Below are 16,277 nucleotides of genomic sequence, written 5' to 3' on the forward strand. Positions count from 1 at the left end.
GACCTCCCGTTTTCATGGGATGCGGACACCGGCGCGGGCCGTTGAAACTCGCGTTGACTTGCGAGTCCGGTCGCGCGCTCCGGTTGAATACTTTTTGCTTCTTGGCATCGTCCATGGACCCTGTGGCAAACCAACACCTCCGTGCAGTAAGCCCTCATATCGAAGCCTCGTGCGCCGAGGACCGCGTCGGGCGCACGGTCCTCATGCAAAATCAACCGGCTCCTTCCAGGGAGCTGTGTAGACCGCACCACTTCCAGTCTCCGCCCCGCATGGACCCGCAAACCACTCACCTGTTGTACCTGCACGGATTCCGCTCCTCGCCCCGCTCCACCAAGGCGCGGCTGATGGCAGCGCGCGTGGCCCGGGAGCACCCCGACCTGCAGTGGTGGTGTCCGCAACTGCCGCCCTCGCCGCGCGAAGCCATCGACATGGTGATGAAGGGCATCGCGGACTGGCCGCGCAAGTCGATGGCCGTGGTGGGCTCCTCGCTCGGCGGCTTCTATGCCACCTACGTGGCCGGCATGACGCGCTGCCGCACCGTGCTGCTGAATCCGGCGGTGCATCCGGCGCGCGACCTGGCGCGCTACATCGGCGACCAGACCGCCTGGCACGACCCGGCCGAGCACTTCTATTTCAAGCCCGAATACATCCAGGAGTTGCGCACCATGGAGGTCGGCGCACTCACCCGCCCCGAGCGCGTGCTGGCCATCATCGCCAAGGGCGACGAAGCGCTCGACTGGCACGAAACCTCGGCGCGCTATCCCGACAGCAACATCAAGCTGATCGAGGGCGGCGACCATGCTCTGTCCGATTTCGAGGAAAACCACCTCGACGACGTGATCGCGTTCATCAATCCCGTCTGAGGCCCGGCAGGCATCGCGCAGCGGCCAGGCCCGTGCGCGTCCCCAAGTCTGGGACAATCCGGGCATGTTTGTATTGTTTGAAGAAGCCGGCAAGTACCTCGGCGGCCGCGTGCTGTCGGAGGCCGAAGCATCGGCGCAGGTCGAGCTCGACACCGGCAAGCGCGTCAAGGTCAAGGGCGCCAACATCGTTCTGCGTTTCGAGAAGCCGGCCCCGGCCGAGCTGATCGTCGAGGCGCGCGCGCTCGCGGCCACGATGGACCTCGACCTGGCCTGGGAATTCGCGCCGGAGGGCGAATTCGGCTTTGCCGATCTCGCATCCGACTATTTCAGCGACAAGCCCACGCTCGCGCAGCAGGCCGCGGCGCTGTTCGCGCTGTTCGAGGCGCCGCACTACTTCCGCCGCGCGGGCAAGGGGCGCTTCAAGAAGGCACCGGCCGAGATCCTGCAGCAGGCGCTGGCCGCCATCGAGAAGAAGAAAGTGGTGCAGGCGCAGATCGTCGAATGGGCCGCCCAGCTGGCCGAGGGCATCTGCCCGCAGCCGATCCGCGAGCAGCTCTACAAGATCCTGTTCAAGCCCGACAAGAACGCGCCCGAATACAAGGCCGTGGTCGACGCCGCGCGCGCCACCCAGCGCCCGCCGCTCGAACTGCTGGAACGCGCCGGCGCCATCGACTCGCCCTACCAGTTCCACTGGCGGCGCTTCCTGTTCGAGAATTTTCCCAAGGGCACGGGCTTCCCGGCGCTCGCCGCGCCGCCCATCGTGGACGACCTGCCGCTGGCCGAAGGCGTGCAGGCGTTCTCGATCGACGACTCGCAGACCACCGAAATCGACGACGCGCTGTCGGTGCAGGGCCTTGGCAGCGGCACCGTCACGGTCGGCATCCACATTGCCGCGCCCGGCCTGGCGCTGACCCCGGGCAGCGCCATCGACCAGGTGGCGCGCGCGCGCATGTCCACGGTCTACATGCCGGGCCACAAGATCACCATGCTGCCCGACGAAGTCGTGAGCACCTACACGCTGCTAGAAGGCGGCGACCGGCCGGCGGTGTCGCTCTACGCGCGCTTCGACGAGACCACGCTCGAGCTGCAGTCGACCGAGACGAAGCTCGAACGCGTGCCGATCGTGGCCAACCTGCGGCACGACCAGCTCGACGCCGTGGTCACGCAGCCCTGGCTCGAAGACGCCTCGTTCACGAGCGAGAACACGCCCGAAGCCGCTGCGAAGCTGCGCGCGCCGCTCTCGTTCCTGTTCCGCCTCGCCAAGCAGCTGAAGGCCCAGCGCGAAGTGGTGCGCGGCAAGCCCGAGAACTTCAACCGGCCCGACTACAACTTTCGCCTCGTGGGCAACGACGGCGAACCGAACGGCAGCGAACAGGTGCAGATCACCACGCGCCAGCGCGGCGCACCGCTCGACCTGATCGTGTCCGAGGCCATGATCCTGGCCAACAGCAGCTGGGGCGGCTGGCTCGGCGAACTCGGCGTGCCCGGGCTCTACCGCAGCCAGGCCAGCCTGGCGCCCGGCATCAAGGTGCGCATGGGCACGCGGGCCTTGCCGCATGCGGGCCTGGGCGTGAAGAGCTATGCCTGGAGCACCTCGCCGCTGCGCCGCTACACCGACCTCGTGAACCAGTGGCAGATCATTGCCGCCGCGCGCCACGGCAAGACCGCCGCGCTGGCCGCGCCGTTCAAGCCCAAGGATGCGGACCTGTTCTCCATTCTCTCGGGCTTCGATGCTGCCTACGCAACCTACAACGCCTACCAGGGCGGCATGGAACGCTTCTGGACGCTCAAGTACCTGGAGCAGCAAGGCATCACCGAGCTCGAGGCGACCGTCATCAAGGACATTCCGAACGGTGCCCTGGTGCGCGCGGACACCCTGCCGCTGGTGTTCCCGGTGGCGGGCCAGCAGGAGCGCGGCGCGCGCCTGCGCGTGAAGCTCGGCGAGATCGACGAGATCGCGCTCGACGTGCACGGCACCGTGCTCGAGCGCCTCGATGCGCCCAAGGCCGATGCCGCGGCCGAGGAGGAAGGCGGCGACGAGGAAGTGGAAGAAGTCGCCGGCCCCATCGCCATTGCAGTCGACCTCAGCGACAGCGAGGCGGCCCCGGAAAACACGCCGGCATGAGCACCGGCCACTCCATGCGCGCCAAGGAGCGTCGTCCATGAACTTCAGGGATCTGAGCACGCTGCAGATCGCACTCGGCGTGTCGGTCATCGCGCATGCCGCACTTCTTGCGGTGCGCTTCGTCGATCCCGAATCATTCAACCGGGTCTTCAGCGAAACACCGCTCGAGGTGATCCTGGTCAACAGCAAGACCAACGACAAGCCCGACGCCAGGGCCCGCGTGATGGCCCAGACCTCGCTCGCGGGCGGCGGCGACCTCGAACGCGGCCGCGCCACCAGCCCGCTGCCGCCGTCGAGCTTCACCGCCGTCGGCGACTCGATCGAGGAGGCCCGGCGCCAGGTCGAGGCCATGCAGGCCCAGCAGATGCAGCTGCTCGCGCAGCTCAAGCGCGAGCTGGCCGCCATGCCCGCGCCGGACCCGCGCGCCTCGGGCGACCCGAAGGAGGCCGTGGCCCGCGAGGAAAAGCGCCGCCAGATGGTGGAGCTGCTGGCCGAGATCGAGCGCCGCGTGAACGAAGAGAACGCGCGCCCCAAGAAGCGCTACCTGAGCCCTTCCACGCGCGAGGCGGCCTACGCCATCTACGTGGACACGCTGCGCCGGCGCATCGAAGTGCGGGGCACCGAGAACTTCCCCACGGCGGCCGGCAAGAAGCTCTACGGCGAGCTCAAGATGACGATCACCATCAACCACGACGGCAAGATCCTCGACACCGTGGTCGACGAAAGCTCGGGCGACGTCGTGCTCGACCGCCGCGCCAAGGCCATCGTGCACAGCATCGGCAGCTTCGGCAAATTCACCGATGCGATGCGAAAAGAGACCGACCAGATCGTGCTGCAGTCGCGCTTCAAGTTCACGCGCGACGAGACCATCGAGCTCTCCTCCCAATAGACAACAGCGAATCCACGCGCCATGGACCTGTACTGCGTAATGGGCAACCCGGTCGAGCACAGCCGCTCGCCGCGCATCCATGCCCGGTTTGCCGAACTCTGCGGCCAGCAGATGGACTACAGCCGCCGGCTCGTTCCGGTCGGCGCCTTTGCCGAAGGCGTGGCCGCCTTCCGCCGCGAAGCCGCCGAGCGCGGCGACACGGCGCGCGGCTGCAACGTGACCGTGCCCTTCAAGTTCGACGCCGCTGCGCTCGCGCAGCACACCAGCGAGCGCGCCGTGCTTGCGCAGGCGGTGAACACGCTGCGCTTCGAAGCCGACGGCAGCATCCACGCCGACAACACCGACGGCATCGGGCTGGTCAACGACATCGTGCGCAACGCCGCCGTGCCGCTGGCGGGCCGCGAGCTGCTGCTGATCGGCGCGGGCGGCGCCGCGGCGGGCGTGCTCGGGCCGCTGCTGGACGCCGGCGCCGCGCGCATCGTGGTGGCCAACCGCACGGTCGGCAAGGCCATGGCGCTGGTGCAGCGCCATGCGGCATTGGCGCTGCGCCACGGCGCGGTACTCGAAGCCTGGGCGCTCGACGAAGTGTCCGGCAATTTCGACGTGGTGGTCAATGCCACGGCCTCCAGCCTCGCGGGCGATGCGGTGCCGGTGCGCGCGCAGGTGCTGCGCCCCGGCTCGCTCGCGGTCGACCTGATGTACGGCCCCGCGGCCGCCGGCTTCATGGCCTGGGCCGAAGCGCACGGCGCGGTGCCGCGCGACGGGCTCGGCATGCTGGTCGAACAGGCGGCCGAGGCCTTCGAGATCTGGCGCGGCGTGCGCCCGCCCGGCGCGCAGGTGCTGGCCGAATTGCGCGCCTCGCTCGCCGCCGGCCGATGAAGCGGCTGCTGCGGCTGGTGGCCTGCCTGCTGGTGGCGGGCGTGGCACTGGAGCTTTTCTTCGTGGGGCGCATCGCGGCCATGGCGGTGATCGATCCGCAGAGCACCGCGTTCCAGCGCAGCGAAGCCTGGCAGATCGCCATCCACCAGGGCCGCAAGGGTGCCTGGCGCCAGGAATGGGTGCCCTACGCGCAGATCAGCGACAACCTCAAGCGCGCCGTCATCGCGAGCGAAGACGCCGACTTCATCGACCACAACGGCGTGGAATGGGAAGCCATCGAGCGGGCGCGCCAGCGCAATGCCAAGGCCGAGGAACTCGCGGCCCGGCGTGCGGCTCGCGCCATCGCACGCGGCAAACCGGTGCGGCCGGTCCAGCTGCGCGGCGGCTCCACCATCACGCAGCAGCTTGCGAAGAACCTGCTGCTCTCCGGCGAGCGCACGCTGCTGCGCAAGGGCCAGGAACTGGCGCTCGCGATGGCGCTCGAGGTGCTGCTCGACAAGCGGCGCATCCTCGAGATCTACCTCAACAACGTCGAATGGGGCGAAGGCGTGTTCGGCGCCGAGGCGGCGGCCCAGTACTACTTCAGGAAGCCCGCCTCGCGCCTGAGCGCCGCCGAAGCCGCGCGCCTTGCCGTGATGCTGCCGAGCCCCAAGTTCTTCGAGCGCCGCACCGGCTCGTCCTACCTCAGCGGACGGGCCTCGACGATCGTGGCGCGGATGCCGTCGGCCGAACTGCCCTGAGGGCTTCGCGCAGCGCTTCCATGGCCAGCACGGCTGCGAAGCCGATCGCATAGGCCAGCACGTCCCACCCGTCGGCCGTGCTGCCGAGCACGATGCGCAGCGCGCGGTTCGGAATGTGCAGGTGCCAGGCCGAGGCCAGGAACTGCCCCAATTCGACCGCCAGGCCCACGCCGAGCGCGGCCAGCGCCAGTGGCAGCAGGCGCGCGGCGATGAAGGCCTTGAAGACGAGGTAGACCCACGCCACGGCCAGCACGTCGCCGAAAAAGCTCCGCAGCCAGCCCCAGCGCGCGCCGACAGTGGCCAGCAGCACGAGAACAAGGAACAGGGCCACCGCCCACACCAGGGAAAGAGGATCGAAACGCCATCGCATGCCCCGTATCATCGCGCCCATGCTGGCAAAGCTCACAGGTTGGTTGTTGTTGGGAATCGTCCGGTTGCTCACCGGCGCCCAGGCGCGCTGGTACGGCTGCCCGCCAAAGGCCGAGCAGCGCATCTATTTCGCCAACCACCAGAGCCACGCCGACCTCGTGATGATCTGGGCGGCCCTGCCCGAGGAACTGCGCAGCATCACGCGGCCGATTGCGGCGCGCGACTACTGGGCCAATACGCCCGTCAAGCGCTGGATCACGACCGAGGTGTTCAACGCGGTGTATGTGGAGCGCGCGGCGACGGCGACGGCCGCGCCTGCCGCAGCGCCGGCGGAACCCGAAGCGCCCCCGCCGCCCGTGCGAGCTGCCGCCACCGCGCCGCAGCCCGAGCGCATCGAACCCTCGATGGAGCCCCTGCTGCCGCTGGCGCCCATGGCACCGCCTGTCGTCGACATCACCCCCGAAGCCTTCGACGAAGTGCAAGGCCGGCTCGACCTTCCCGCTCCGCCGCCACCGCCACCACCGGCCGCGCCGCCCGTCGCACCGCCAGCCGTCGAGCCGGAGCCGCCCACGCCCGCCTCCGACCCGCTGGCGCCGCTGGTCGAGGCACTGCGCAGCGGCGACTCGATCATCATCTTTCCCGAAGGCACGCGCGGCCACACGGGAGAGCCGCAGAAGTTCAAGTCGGGCCTCTACACGCTCGCGACGATGTTTCCCGAGGTGGTGCTGGTGCCGGCATGGATCGACAACGTGCAGCGCGTGATGCCCAAGGGCGAGATCGTGCCGGTGCCGATCCTGTGCTCCGTCACCTTCGGCGCGCCGATCCGCGTCGAGGAAGGCGAAGAGCGCCGGCCGTTCCTCGATCGCGCCCGTGCCGCGGTGATTGCATTGCGCGATGTCTGAAATGAAACCTCGCCTTTCTTTGTGCCGCGTTGTGTTTAGGGCCTGCCGTTCAGGGCGGTGGTTGATCAGCCGCGAACCGACAGCGTGCCCAGGTGCACAGGGCATCGGGTGCTCCCCGCAGCGAAATAAAAGGAGGAGGCCGCAGGCCGGGGGACATTCGCGGAGGGGAGTACCCGGTGGCCTGTGCACGCGCCCCGAACAAGAGCGCCTGCAACGCAAGCACCAACAACAACAGCGCGGAGGAAAACTGACATGAACCAGTTCCTGCGCAGCCTCACCCCGACCCAGCAGGTCGCGGCCCTGTTCCTCATCGTCTTCGGCCTGCTCGTGATCGTGAGCACCACCGCCTTCCTGCTGAGCTTCAGGGAACGGCGCAACCCCGTGCACGACGCCGCCTGGCAGGCCGAGCTTGCGCACTACCGCAAGCTGCTGGGCACCACCTGGTTCATGGTGATCGTGTTCTGGATCGGCTGGGCACTGGGCGAGACCGTCGCCACCGTGCTGTTCGCGCTCATCGCCTTCTTCGCGCTGCGCGAGTTCATCACGCTCTCGCCCACGCGGCGCGGCGACCACCGCAGCCTGATCCTGGCCTTCTTCGTCGTGCTGCCGATCCAGTTCTGGCTCGTCGCCACCGCGCGCTTCGACCTGTTCACCGTGTTCATTCCGGTCTACGTCTTCCTCGCGATCCCGGTCGCGAGCGCGCTGGCCGACGACCCGAGCCACTTTCTCGAGCGCAACGCCAAGCTCCAGTGGGGCATCATGGTCTGCGTCTACGGCATGAGCCATGTGCCCGCGCTGCTGCTGCTGAGCTTTCCGGGCTACGAAGGCAAGAGCGCCTTTCTCGTGTTCTTCCTGGTGTTCGTGGTGCAGACCTCGGTGCTGGTGCAGCACGTGATCTCGCGCCGCACCCAGCGCAAGCCCTTCGCGCCCAACGTGAGCCGCAGCTTCAACTGGACCAGCTGGGGCATCGGCATCGGGGTGGCCAGCCTCGTGGGCGCGCTGTTCTCGTTCATCACGCCCTTCAGGTTCGGCCAGGCCCTGGCGGTGTCCGTCATCGCCTGCATCGCGGGCTCCATGGGCCACCTGGTGATGAAGGCGCTCAAGCGCGACCGCGGCATTCCCAACTGGGGCAAGAAAGGCGTGGGCGTCACCGGCGCCAACGGCCTGCTCGACCGCGTCGATGCGCTGTGCTTCGCGGCGCCGATCTTCTTTCACTCGATCCGCTGGTACTTCAACCTCTGACATGCGCATTCTCGGCATCGATCCCGGCCTCCTGACCACCGGCTTCGGCGTGGTCGATTCGGACGGCCATGCACTGCGCTACGTGGCCAGCGGCACCATCAGCACGCGCCACCTTGGCAGCGGCAACCTGCCGGCGCGGCTCAAGGTGCTGTTCGACGGCATCGCGGAAATCGCTGCGCGCTACCAGCCCGATGCCTCGGCGGTCGAGATCATCTTCGTCAACGTCAATCCGCAGTCGACGCTGCTGCTGGGCCAGGCGCGCGGCGCCTGCGTGACCTCGCTGGTCAACAGCAATCTCAGCGTGGCCGAATACACCGCGCTGCAGATGAAGAAGGCAGTGGCGGGCCACGGCCAGGCCGCCAAGGCGCAGGTGCAGGAAATGGTGAAGCGCCTGCTCGACCTGCCGGGCCTGCCGGGCGCCGATGCCGCCGACGCGCTGGGCATTGCCATCACGCATGCGCAGGTCGGCCGGTCGATGGCGCGGCTGGCCGAGGCGGCCGAGCTGTCGAAGACGCACGCCGGCACCTACCGGCAGGGACGCTCGCGCTGACTCAGCGCACGATGTAGCGCAGGCCGCCGAGCCGCGTGCGGTGCTCGCGCACCTCGGCCGCCACCACCGATGCGCCGCCGCCCTCCAGCGCACGCGCGATCCACGAGGCAAGCTGCGGCATGTCGTCGGGCGTGAAGCCCAGCCGCACGATCTCCGGCACGCCCAGGCGCAGGCCGTTGATGTCTCCTTCGACCGGCGCGATCGGCAGGCCGATGCCGCAGGCCAGCAAGCCGCCCTCGGCCAGTTTCTTCCCGGCGCGCTGCCCACCGCCCCAGTGCGCGGCCTCGAGCGCGAACTGGTGCGACTGCGTGAAGCCGCGCGCCTTCGCGAACACCGGCAAGCCCTCGGCATCGAGCGCGCGTGCCAGCGCCTGCGCGGTCTCGCGCATTGCCGCGGCGTAGGCCCTGCCGTGCACCTTCCAGTCGAGCAGTCCGCGCGCCAGCGCCGCGGTGCGGCCCGCATCGGAGTTGGCCGTGAGGCCGGGATAGGCAATGGCGTCGATGCGCTCCATCAGCGCCGCATCGTTCGACACGATCAGCCCGCCGGCCGGTCCGCCGAGGCTCTTGTAGGTGCTCATGGTGATCGCATGCGCGCCCTCCTCGAGCGGCTGCGGCCAGGCTTTGCCGGCCACCATGCCCGAGAGGTGCGCAGCGTCGAACAGCAGTTTGGCGCCCACGCTGTCCGCGACCTCGCGGATCGCAGGCACCGGGTGCGGAAAAAGATTCAGGCTGCCGCCGATGGTGATGAGCTTCGGCTTCACCTCGCGTGCGAGCCTGGCGAGCGCGGCCACGTCGACCGTGTAGCCGTCGGCATCGACCGGGGCGGGTACCGTCTTCAATCCATAGAGCCCGGCCGCGCCGGCCGCATGGTGCGTGACGTGGCCGCCGATGGCCGGCGGCGGCGCAATGATCGTGTCGCCGGGCCGGCAGGTCGCCATGAACACATAGAGGTTCGACAGCGCACCGGAGCTCACGCGCACTTCGGCGAACTTCGAGCCGAACACCTCGGCGGCCAGCTCGGCCGCGATGACCTCGATGCGCTCGATGGCCTCCAGCCCCACCTCGTACTTGTCCCCCGGGTAGCCGAGCGATGCCCGCGATCCCAGGCCGCGCGACAGCAGCGCCTCGGCGGCCGGGTTCATCACGTTGGTGGCGGGGTTGAGGTTCAGGCCCTCGCGGTCGTGGATGCGGTGGTTGTCGTCGGCGAGCCTTTCGATCTCGGCGGCGATGCCCAGCGCATCGCGCGCAGCGGCATCGGCGGCGATCGCGAGCACATGGTCTTCGCTGGCGGCGGGAACCCAGGAGCGGCGTTGGAGGGCGGCAGGCATGCGGCGGATCTCGCTGGAAGTGGCAGGTGGCCGCATGGTCGCCTGCGCCATCCGTGCGGGCAACACGGATAATCTGGGCCCGAGCCCTAGAAAAACTGGGGCTCCACACATCGCGTGCCGCTCGCACCACCCCGCCCTCGCCTGCCCCCGCACACGGCCGTCCGCGCCTTCGAGGCCGCGGCACGCCACGGCAGCTTCGCGCGCGCGGCCGAAGAGCTGTTCGTCACGCCGGCCGCCGTCGCGCAGCAGATCAAGGCGCTGGAGACCTGGGCCGGCGGTGCGCTGTTCGAGCGCCATAGCCAGGGCATCCGCCTCAGCGCGCATGGACGGCGCGCGCTGCCCGCGCTCAGCGCCGCGGTCGACCAGCTCGGCCTCGCAGTGCAGGCGCTGCGTCACGAGACGCAGACCGCCGCGCGCCGCAGCACGCTGCAGGTGGCGGCCCTGCCGGCGATGGCGCAGCTGTGGCTGTCGCCGCGGCTTTCGCGGCTGAAGGCGGCGCTGCCCGACGTGCAGGTGTCCGTGACGGCGCTCGAGCAGCCGCCGAATTTCCGCCGCGAACCCTTCGACCTCGGCCTGTTCTATGCACGCGCCGGCGATCGCATCGAAACCGCCGTTGGCGCGCAGGGCATGGTGCTCGCACGCGACCGGCTCGTGCCGGTGTGCAGCCCGCGCCTGCAGCAGGCGCTGCCGAGCGGCCGCCCGCGCGCGCTCGACGACCTCGTCGATGTGCTGGCGCGCTGCGGCGGATTGCACGACACCGTGTGGCACGACGACTGGACGCGCTGGCTGCAGGCCGCGCGCCCCGGCACCAGCGCGGCCGAGGCCGATGCACTGGCCGCCGGCCCCGACTTCTCGCTCTACAGCCTCGCGCTGCAGGCGGCGCTCGACGGCGAAGGCGTGCTCATGGGCCGCGAACGGCTGGTGGCGCCGCTGCTCGCGCAAGGCAGGCTGCATGCGCCCTGGGGAAGGCCGAAGGCACTGGGCGACACGCTCATGCTGCTGGTGCCCGCGCACCGCAAGGGGCCGCTGCTGGCGCAGCAGGTGCAGGCGTTGCAGGGGCTGGCGGCCGACTGACGAGGCCGCGGACTATCTTCGAAAATCCAGCCGCCCGTTCGTCCAGCGTCCGTCGATCCGCCGGTTGTCGACGATCCGGCCGACCCAGGGCCGCGTGATCTCCGGGCTGCCCAGGTTGATGTAGCGGCCGACCAGTGTGTCGGGCCCGATGTACCGGACGTCGAGCAGGGCCTGGCGCTTGCCGCCGTTCCAGTCGAACAGCAGGTAGAAGCGGCCGCCGGCCACCTTGGCCATCGCCTTGCCTTCCTTCCAGTCCTGTGCGGTGTCGCCTGGCATGGCCGGGTCCGCGCCGCCGTTCCATCGGCTCGACCACGCGCCCGCGATCGAGTCGGGAAGCTCTTCGGTGACCGTACCCCAGCGTTGCGCGTTCGGGTCGTCGGCGCCGCCGCCCAGTTCGATGCTGTCGGCGAATGCGTCCACGTCGGGACCGTCCGGGTCCGGCGCGTCCTGCACGCCGAACGGATTCCTCGTGGAATGTTCAGGGTGTGTGTTCATGGCGCCATCGTGCGCCCGCCGCCTCCGTCCGGCATGCCGTTTCCGGACATGCGAATGCGGGAGGAATAAAGCTACACCACGCGTTCGGCGATCAGCACCGCAAAAAAGCCGAAGGCCGCGAGCAGCGTCCACTTGAGCACGATCCAGCCGAAGCTCCGGTACTTGGCCTGGCCCGTTCCCGCATAGAACGCGAACGACACGCCCGCCACCAGCAGGAGCAGCAGGATGGCCCAGCGGAAGAGAAGCATTGCCGAACGCGGCCTACCAGGCCCGCGCCACTTCGCCGAAGCCGCGCGGTGCGCGCTTTTCGTCTTCGAAGGTGACGACCTCGTAGGCATCGCTGTGGGCCAGCAGTTCGCGCAGCAGCTTGTTGTTGAGCGCGTGGCCTGAGCGGAATGCGGTGTAGGCCGCGAGCAGCGGCTTGCCGATGATGTACAGGTCGCCCATGGCGTCGAGGATCTTGTGCTTCACGAACTCGTCGTCGTAGCGCAGGCCCCCGGCATTGAGCACCTTGGTGTCGTCCATCACGATGGCGTTGTCCAGGCCGCCGCCGAGCGCGAGGCCCTTGCTGCGCATGTATTCGACTTCCTTGGTGAAGCCGAAGGTGCGCGCGCGTGCGATGTCGCGGCTGTAGGAATCGGTGCCGAGGTCGAACTCCACGCGCTGGCCGGTGGAATTGACCACGCGGTGGTCGAAGTCGATCTCGAAGCTCAGCTTGTAGCCGTGGTAGGGCTCCAGGCTCGCCCACTTCTCGTTGGCGCCCTCGCCCTCGCGCACCTCGACCTTGCGCGTCACGCGGATGAAGCGGCGCGGCGCCTTCTGCAGCTCGATGCCCGCGCTTTGCAGCAGGAACACGAAGGACGAGGCCGACCCGTCGAGGATCGGCACTTCGTCGGCCGTGATGTCGATGTAGAGGTTGTCGATGCCCAGGCCCGCGCAGGCCGACATCAGGTGCTCGACCGTCTGCACCTTGGCGCCGCCGGTCGAGACGGTGGAGGCCAGGCGCGTGTCGGTCACCGCTTCGGCGGTCATGCGGATGTCGACCGGCTCGGGCAGGTCGACGCGCCGGAACACGATGCCGGTGTCCACCGGTGCGGGGCGCAGCGTCAGCTCCACGCGCTGTCCGCTGTGAAGCCCCACGCCCACGGCGCGGCTGATCGACTTGAGGGTTCGTTGTTGCAGCACGCCGAAGATTTTAGGCGCGCGGCGGCCATGCCGCCCTATTCCCCTCGCTATGGCAGCGATAGACATGGGTTCTATGCCCACCGGCCGGCGATGGACGCAAGGGGCACGAAGCGAACGCAGCGCCTAGAGCCGGCAGAAGTCCCTTTCAGGTCTTCCCCGCACCCCTTGCGAACCTTCGTGCCCTCTGCGTTCGGTTGCCCTGCCGTCAATCGGCTTGACGGCGCAGGAATGCCGGGATCTCGAAGTCGTCCATGCCGCCCGACGACAGCGCGTCCACCTTGGCCGCGGCCATGGTGCGGTTGGTGCGCCACACGCTGGGAACGGCCATGCCGTCGTAGTTCGGCTGGTTGCCGCCGCCGTGGCCGGCGTGGCCCGCATGGCCGGCGCCGAGCGTGGGCACGTTGAACGGGATGTTGTCGGTGCCGGTGCGGATCACTTCGAGCGTGGGGGCCTGGCGGCGCGCATCGGCGCGCGAGAGACCGGTGGCGACCACCGTCACGCGCATCTGGTCGCCCAGGCTCTCGTCGTAGGCCGCGCCGTAGATCACGTGCGCATCGGGCGAGGCATAAGCGCGGATGGTGTTCATCGCGAGCTTCGACTCGTTCAGCTTCAGCGAGCCCTTCGATGCGGTCACCAGCACCAGCACGCCCTTGGCGCCCGAGAGGTCGATGCCTTCGAGCAGCGGGCAGGCCACGGCCTGCTCGGCGGCGATGCGCGCGCGGTCCGGGCCTGCAGCGGCCGCCGTGCCCATCATGGCCTTGCCGGGCTCGCCCATCACGGTGCGCACGTCTTCGAAGTCGACGTTCACGCCGCCGTACTCGTTGATGATTTCCGAGATGCCGCCGACGGCGTTCTTGAGCACGTCGTTGGCGTGCGCGAAAGCTTCGTCCTGTGTGATGTCCTCGCCCAGCACGTCGAGCAGCTTCTCATTGAGCACCACGATCAGCGAGTCGACGTTGGCCTCGAGCTCGGCCAGGCCGGCGTCGGCGTTGGTCATGCGGCGACCGCCTTCCCAGTCGAAGGGCTTGGTCACCACGCCCACGGTGAGGATGCCCATTTCCTTGGCCACGCGCGCAATCACGGGTGCCGCGCCGGTGCCGGTGCCGCCGCCCATGCCGGCCGTGATGAAGAGCATGTGCGCGCCGTCGATGGCGGCGCGGATGTCGTCCACCGCGGCTTCGGCCGCGTCACGGCCCTTGTCGGGCTTGCTGCCCGCGCCGAGGCCGCTGGTGCCCAGCTGGATGATCTTGTGCGCGTTGCTGCGCTGCAGTGCCTGCGCGTCGGTGTTGGCGCAGACGAACTGCACGCCCTGCACGCCACGCTCCATCATGTGCGCGACGGCATTGCCGCCGCCGCCGCCGACTCCGATCACCTTGATCTGGGTGCCCTGGTTGAATTCTTCGACTTCGATCATTTCGATGGTCATTTCTAACTCCTTGAATTTGCAGTTGCCGTTGTGTATCTATGAATTTTTCTGGTTCTCGACGAGTTCAACGAAGCTGTCGTCGCGGCGGTGGACCCGTGCGCCGCCATCGCTCATTGAAATGCAAGGGCGGACCGCCGCGTGCGAGCCAGAGTGGGGAGTGGTTCATGGTCAGAAGTTCCCCACGATGAAGTCCTTGAAACGTCCGAACGCAGTCTTTACGGACCCGTTCTTCTGCGCCACCTTGAAGCCGCGCATGCGTGCGAAGCGCGCTTCCTCGAGCAGGCCCATCACGGTGGCCGCGCGCGGCTGCGCCACCATGTCGGAGAGCGCGCTCGAATACTTCGGAATGCCGCGGCGCACCGGCTTCAGGAAGATGTCCTCGCCGAGCTCGACCATGCCGGGCATCACGGCGCTGCCGCCCGTGAGCACCACGCCCGAAGAGAGCACTTCTTCGTAGCCCGACTCGCGCACCACCTGCTGCACCAGCGAGAAGATCTCCTCGATGCGCGGCTCGATCACGCCGGCCAGCGCCTGCTTGCTCAGCATGCGCGGGCCGCGGTCGCCCAGGCCGGGCACTTCCACCTGCGTGTCGGGATCGGCCAGGAGCTGCTTGGCGTAGCCGTTCTCGACCTTGATGTCTTCGGCGTCCTTGGTGGGCGTGCGCAGCGCCATCGCGATGTCGCTGGTGATGAGGTCGCCCGCGATCGGGATCACCGCCGTGTGGCGGATCGCGCCGTTGGTGAAGATGGCCACGTCGGTGGTGCCCGCGCCGATGTCCACCAGCACCACGCCGAGCTCGCGCTCGTCCTCGGTCAGCACCGCCTGGCTCGAGGCCAGCGGGTTGAGCATCAGCTGGTCAACTTCGAGGCCGCAGCGGCGCACGCACTTGATGATGTTCTCGGCCGCGCTCTGGGCGCCGGTCACGATGTGCACCTTGGCCTCCAGCCGCATGCCGCTCATGCCGATCGGCTCCTTCACGTCCTGGCCGTCGATCACGAACTCCTGCGGCTCCACCAGCAACAGGCGCTGGTCGCTCGAGATGTTGATGGCGCGCGCGGTCTCCACCACGCGGGCCACGTCGGCGGGCGTGACTTCCTTGTCCTTCACCGCCACCATGCCGCTCGAATTGATGCCGCGGATGTGGCTGCCGGTGATGCCGGTGTAGACGCGGCTGATCTTGCAGTCGGCCATCAGCTCGGCCTCCTTCAAGGCCTGCTGGATGCTCTGCACCGTGGCGTCGATGTTCACCACCACGCCGCGCTTGAGGCCGTTGCTCGGCGCGATGCCGAGCCCCGCGAGCTTGAGTTCGCCGCCGGGCAGCACCTCGGCGACGACCACCATCACCTTGGCGGTTCCGATGTCGAGTCCGACAACCAGGTCTTTGTATTCTTTGGGCATTGAATGTCCTCGGTATTCGCTATCTATTTCTTCTTGGTCTTGGGGTCGGCAACGACCGTGGTGACGCCGCGAAGACGCAGCGCATAGGCGTCGTTGTGCCGCAGGTCGGCCCCCTCGACGTCCGCCGCGGTGCGACGGTATTGGCCCGCGACCTGGGTCACGGTCTTCAGGAAACGCTGGGTGCGGGCCGTCACTTCCTCGGCCTGGCCGCGGCCCAGCTCGATCTCGGCGCCGGTGTCCAGCACCGCCTTCCAGCTGCCCCGGCTCGACAGCGTGAGTTCTTCCACGCTGAAGTCGTAGGGCGGGAACAGCGGCGCAATCACGCGGTACATGCCAAGCACCTGCCCGGCCTGCTCGATCGGACCGTCGAGCCGCGGCAGCCGGTCGTCGACCTCGGCCACGTTGGCTTCGAACACCTCGCCGAAGCCGTTGATCAGCTTCGAGCCGGCCTCGTCGCCCCAGTTGGCCACCGGCACCTGCTCGGTCAGCGTCACGCGCAGCTTGTTCGGGAACTCGCGCCGCACCACCGCCTTGCGCACCCACGGCACCGACTCGAAGGCCGTCCGCGCACGCGCCAGGTCGACGGTGAAGAAGTTGCCCGCGAGCTGCGGCGCGACGTTGGCGCGCAGCGTCACGGCGTTGTTGTGCGTCACGTCGCCGTCGACCTTGATGCCGCCGATGGGAAAGAACGGCTGGCGCAGCACCCACCATGCGCCTGCCGCCAGCAGCATGAGCGCCACCACCACGAACGCCAGGTTCGAGACGATGTTCATGAGCTTGACGTCGAAGGGCACGGGAATGCTGTCGGCCATG

At 68.6% G+C, this 16,277-nt stretch carries 17 protein-coding genes; 9 read left to right on the top strand and 8 right to left on the bottom strand.

The annotated features are described in order from the left end of the window. The first annotated feature begins 269 nt into the window (after window positions 1-269). From AC1DMS_RS07485 to AC1DMS_RS07505, 5 genes are all read left to right on the top strand, one after another. The gene (locus AC1DMS_RS07485) at window positions 270-863 is read left to right on the top strand and encodes a YqiA/YcfP family alpha/beta fold hydrolase (protein ID WP_012746087.1); all 594 of its coding nucleotides are present in this window, start codon (window positions 270-272) and stop codon (window positions 861-863) included. A gap of 64 nt (window positions 864-927) precedes the next feature. Next, entirely contained in the window at window positions 928-2,988 is a 2,061-nt protein-coding gene (locus AC1DMS_RS07490) for a ribonuclease catalytic domain-containing protein (protein WP_012746086.1), read from the top strand. A gap of 37 nt (window positions 2,989-3,025) precedes the next feature. Then, the gene (locus AC1DMS_RS07495; protein ID WP_012746085.1) at window positions 3,026-3,877 is read left to right on the top strand and encodes an energy transducer TonB; all 852 of its coding nucleotides are present in this window, start codon (window positions 3,026-3,028) and stop codon (window positions 3,875-3,877) included. Window positions 3,878-3,898: 21 nt separating this feature from the next. Further along, window positions 3,899-4,756: a shikimate dehydrogenase gene (gene aroE, locus AC1DMS_RS07500; RefSeq protein ID WP_012746084.1), complete on the top strand. Its 858-nt coding sequence runs from the start codon at window positions 3,899-3,901 to the stop codon at window positions 4,754-4,756. Continuing rightward, window positions 4,753-5,496: a transglycosylase domain-containing protein gene (locus AC1DMS_RS07505; RefSeq protein ID WP_012746083.1), complete on the top strand. Its 744-nt coding sequence runs from the start codon at window positions 4,753-4,755 to the stop codon at window positions 5,494-5,496. The genes aroE and AC1DMS_RS07505 overlap by 4 nt, the downstream gene beginning before the upstream one ends. Here the strand turns inward: AC1DMS_RS07505 and AC1DMS_RS07510 are convergent. Further along, window positions 5,441-5,878: a ribosomal maturation YjgA family protein gene (locus AC1DMS_RS07510; RefSeq protein ID WP_038106777.1), complete on the bottom strand. Its 438-nt coding sequence runs from the start codon at window positions 5,876-5,878 to the stop codon at window positions 5,441-5,443. The genes AC1DMS_RS07505 and AC1DMS_RS07510 overlap by 56 nt on opposite strands. Window positions 5,879-5,885: 7 nt before the next feature. On the opposite strand from AC1DMS_RS07510, the gene AC1DMS_RS07515 reads away from it, so the two are divergent. From AC1DMS_RS07515 to ruvC, 3 genes are all read left to right on the top strand, one after another. Beyond that, window positions 5,886-6,767, top strand: coding sequence for a 1-acyl-sn-glycerol-3-phosphate acyltransferase (locus AC1DMS_RS07515; protein ID WP_026283870.1), 882 nt, complete (start codon window positions 5,886-5,888; stop codon window positions 6,765-6,767). Between the two features lie 252 nt (window positions 6,768-7,019). Beyond that, on the top strand, window positions 7,020-8,009 hold the full coding sequence (locus AC1DMS_RS07520; protein WP_018903630.1) for a phosphatidate cytidylyltransferase: 990 nt from the start codon (window positions 7,020-7,022) through the stop codon (window positions 8,007-8,009). A gap of 1 nt (window position 8,010) precedes the next feature. Further along, window positions 8,011-8,559: a crossover junction endodeoxyribonuclease RuvC gene (gene ruvC, locus AC1DMS_RS07525; RefSeq protein ID WP_018903631.1), complete on the top strand. Its 549-nt coding sequence runs from the start codon at window positions 8,011-8,013 to the stop codon at window positions 8,557-8,559. Between the two features lies 1 nt (window position 8,560). Here the strand turns inward: ruvC and AC1DMS_RS07530 are convergent, their stop codons facing one another. Further along, complete coding sequence (locus AC1DMS_RS07530) at window positions 8,561-9,886, bottom strand: serine hydroxymethyltransferase (RefSeq protein ID WP_026283871.1); 1,326 nt, start codon at window positions 9,884-9,886, stop codon at window positions 8,561-8,563. A 114-nt stretch (window positions 9,887-10,000) separates the two neighbouring features. Between AC1DMS_RS07530 and AC1DMS_RS07535 the strand changes: the two genes are divergently transcribed. Next, a complete protein-coding gene (locus AC1DMS_RS07535; protein ID WP_018903633.1) occupies window positions 10,001-10,960 on the top strand; it encodes a LysR family transcriptional regulator in 960 nt (319 codons plus the stop codon). 12 nt (window positions 10,961-10,972) lie between these two features. On the opposite strand, the gene AC1DMS_RS07540 is transcribed toward AC1DMS_RS07535, so the two are convergent. The 6 genes from AC1DMS_RS07540 to AC1DMS_RS07565 form a co-directional block, all read right to left on the bottom strand. Then, window positions 10,973-11,455, bottom strand: a complete 483-nt coding sequence (locus AC1DMS_RS07540; RefSeq protein WP_026283872.1) for a hypothetical protein — start codon at window positions 11,453-11,455, stop codon at window positions 10,973-10,975. Between the two features lie 71 nt (window positions 11,456-11,526). Then, a complete protein-coding gene (locus AC1DMS_RS07545) occupies window positions 11,527-11,703 on the bottom strand; it encodes a hypothetical protein (RefSeq protein ID WP_018903635.1) in 177 nt (58 codons plus the stop codon). A gap of 13 nt (window positions 11,704-11,716) precedes the next feature. Continuing rightward, complete coding sequence (gene lpxC / locus AC1DMS_RS07550) at window positions 11,717-12,640, bottom strand: UDP-3-O-acyl-N-acetylglucosamine deacetylase (protein WP_012746074.1); 924 nt, start codon at window positions 12,638-12,640, stop codon at window positions 11,717-11,719. Between the two features lie 205 nt (window positions 12,641-12,845). Further along, window positions 12,846-14,066 (bottom strand): cell division protein FtsZ, encoded by a 1,221-nt coding sequence (ftsZ, locus tag AC1DMS_RS07555; protein WP_012746073.1) that lies wholly within the window; start codon window positions 14,064-14,066, stop codon window positions 12,846-12,848. A 168-nt stretch (window positions 14,067-14,234) separates the two neighbouring features. After that, window positions 14,235-15,464, bottom strand: coding sequence for a cell division protein FtsA (ftsA, locus tag AC1DMS_RS07560; protein ID WP_007832444.1), 1,230 nt, complete (start codon window positions 15,462-15,464; stop codon window positions 14,235-14,237). A 23-nt stretch (window positions 15,465-15,487) separates the two neighbouring features. Next, window positions 15,488-16,276, bottom strand: coding sequence for a cell division protein FtsQ/DivIB (locus tag AC1DMS_RS07565; protein ID WP_012746072.1), 789 nt, complete (start codon window positions 16,274-16,276; stop codon window positions 15,488-15,490). Window position 16,277 lies beyond the last annotated feature (1 nt).

Source organism: Variovorax sp. 05T418 (assembly GCF_056396385.1).

Bases quoted from the DNA above. Each gene is read 5' to 3' on its own strand.
- AC1DMS_RS07485 (WP_012746087.1), top strand. From the start codon at position 270: ATGGACCCGCAAACCACTCACCTGTTGTACCTGCACGGATTCCGCTCC.
- AC1DMS_RS07490 (WP_012746086.1), top strand. From the start codon at position 928: ATGTTTGTATTGTTTGAAGAAGCCGGCAAGTACCTCGGCGGCCGCGTG.
- AC1DMS_RS07495 (WP_012746085.1), top strand. From the start codon at position 3,026: ATGAACTTCAGGGATCTGAGCACGCTGCAGATCGCACTCGGCGTGTCG.
- aroE (WP_012746084.1), top strand. From the start codon at position 3,899: ATGGACCTGTACTGCGTAATGGGCAACCCGGTCGAGCACAGCCGCTCG.
- AC1DMS_RS07505 (WP_012746083.1), top strand. From the start codon at position 4,753: ATGAAGCGGCTGCTGCGGCTGGTGGCCTGCCTGCTGGTGGCGGGCGTG.
- AC1DMS_RS07510 (WP_038106777.1), bottom strand. From the start codon at position 5,878: ATGATACGGGGCATGCGATGGCGTTTCGATCCTCTTTCCCTGGTGTGG.
- AC1DMS_RS07515 (WP_026283870.1), top strand. From the start codon at position 5,886: ATGCTGGCAAAGCTCACAGGTTGGTTGTTGTTGGGAATCGTCCGGTTG.
- AC1DMS_RS07520 (WP_018903630.1), top strand. From the start codon at position 7,020: ATGAACCAGTTCCTGCGCAGCCTCACCCCGACCCAGCAGGTCGCGGCC.
- ruvC (WP_018903631.1), top strand. From the start codon at position 8,011: ATGCGCATTCTCGGCATCGATCCCGGCCTCCTGACCACCGGCTTCGGC.
- AC1DMS_RS07530 (WP_026283871.1), bottom strand. From the start codon at position 9,886: ATGCCTGCCGCCCTCCAACGCCGCTCCTGGGTTCCCGCCGCCAGCGAA.
- AC1DMS_RS07540 (WP_026283872.1), bottom strand. From the start codon at position 11,455: ATGAACACACACCCTGAACATTCCACGAGGAATCCGTTCGGCGTGCAG.
- AC1DMS_RS07545 (WP_018903635.1), bottom strand. From the start codon at position 11,703: ATGCTTCTCTTCCGCTGGGCCATCCTGCTGCTCCTGCTGGTGGCGGGC.
- ftsZ (WP_012746073.1), bottom strand. From the start codon at position 14,066: ATGACCATCGAAATGATCGAAGTCGAAGAATTCAACCAGGGCACCCAG.
- ftsA (WP_007832444.1), bottom strand. From the start codon at position 15,464: ATGCCCAAAGAATACAAAGACCTGGTTGTCGGACTCGACATCGGAACC.
- AC1DMS_RS07565 (WP_012746072.1), bottom strand. From the start codon at position 16,276: ATGGCCGACAGCATTCCCGTGCCCTTCGACGTCAAGCTCATGAACATC.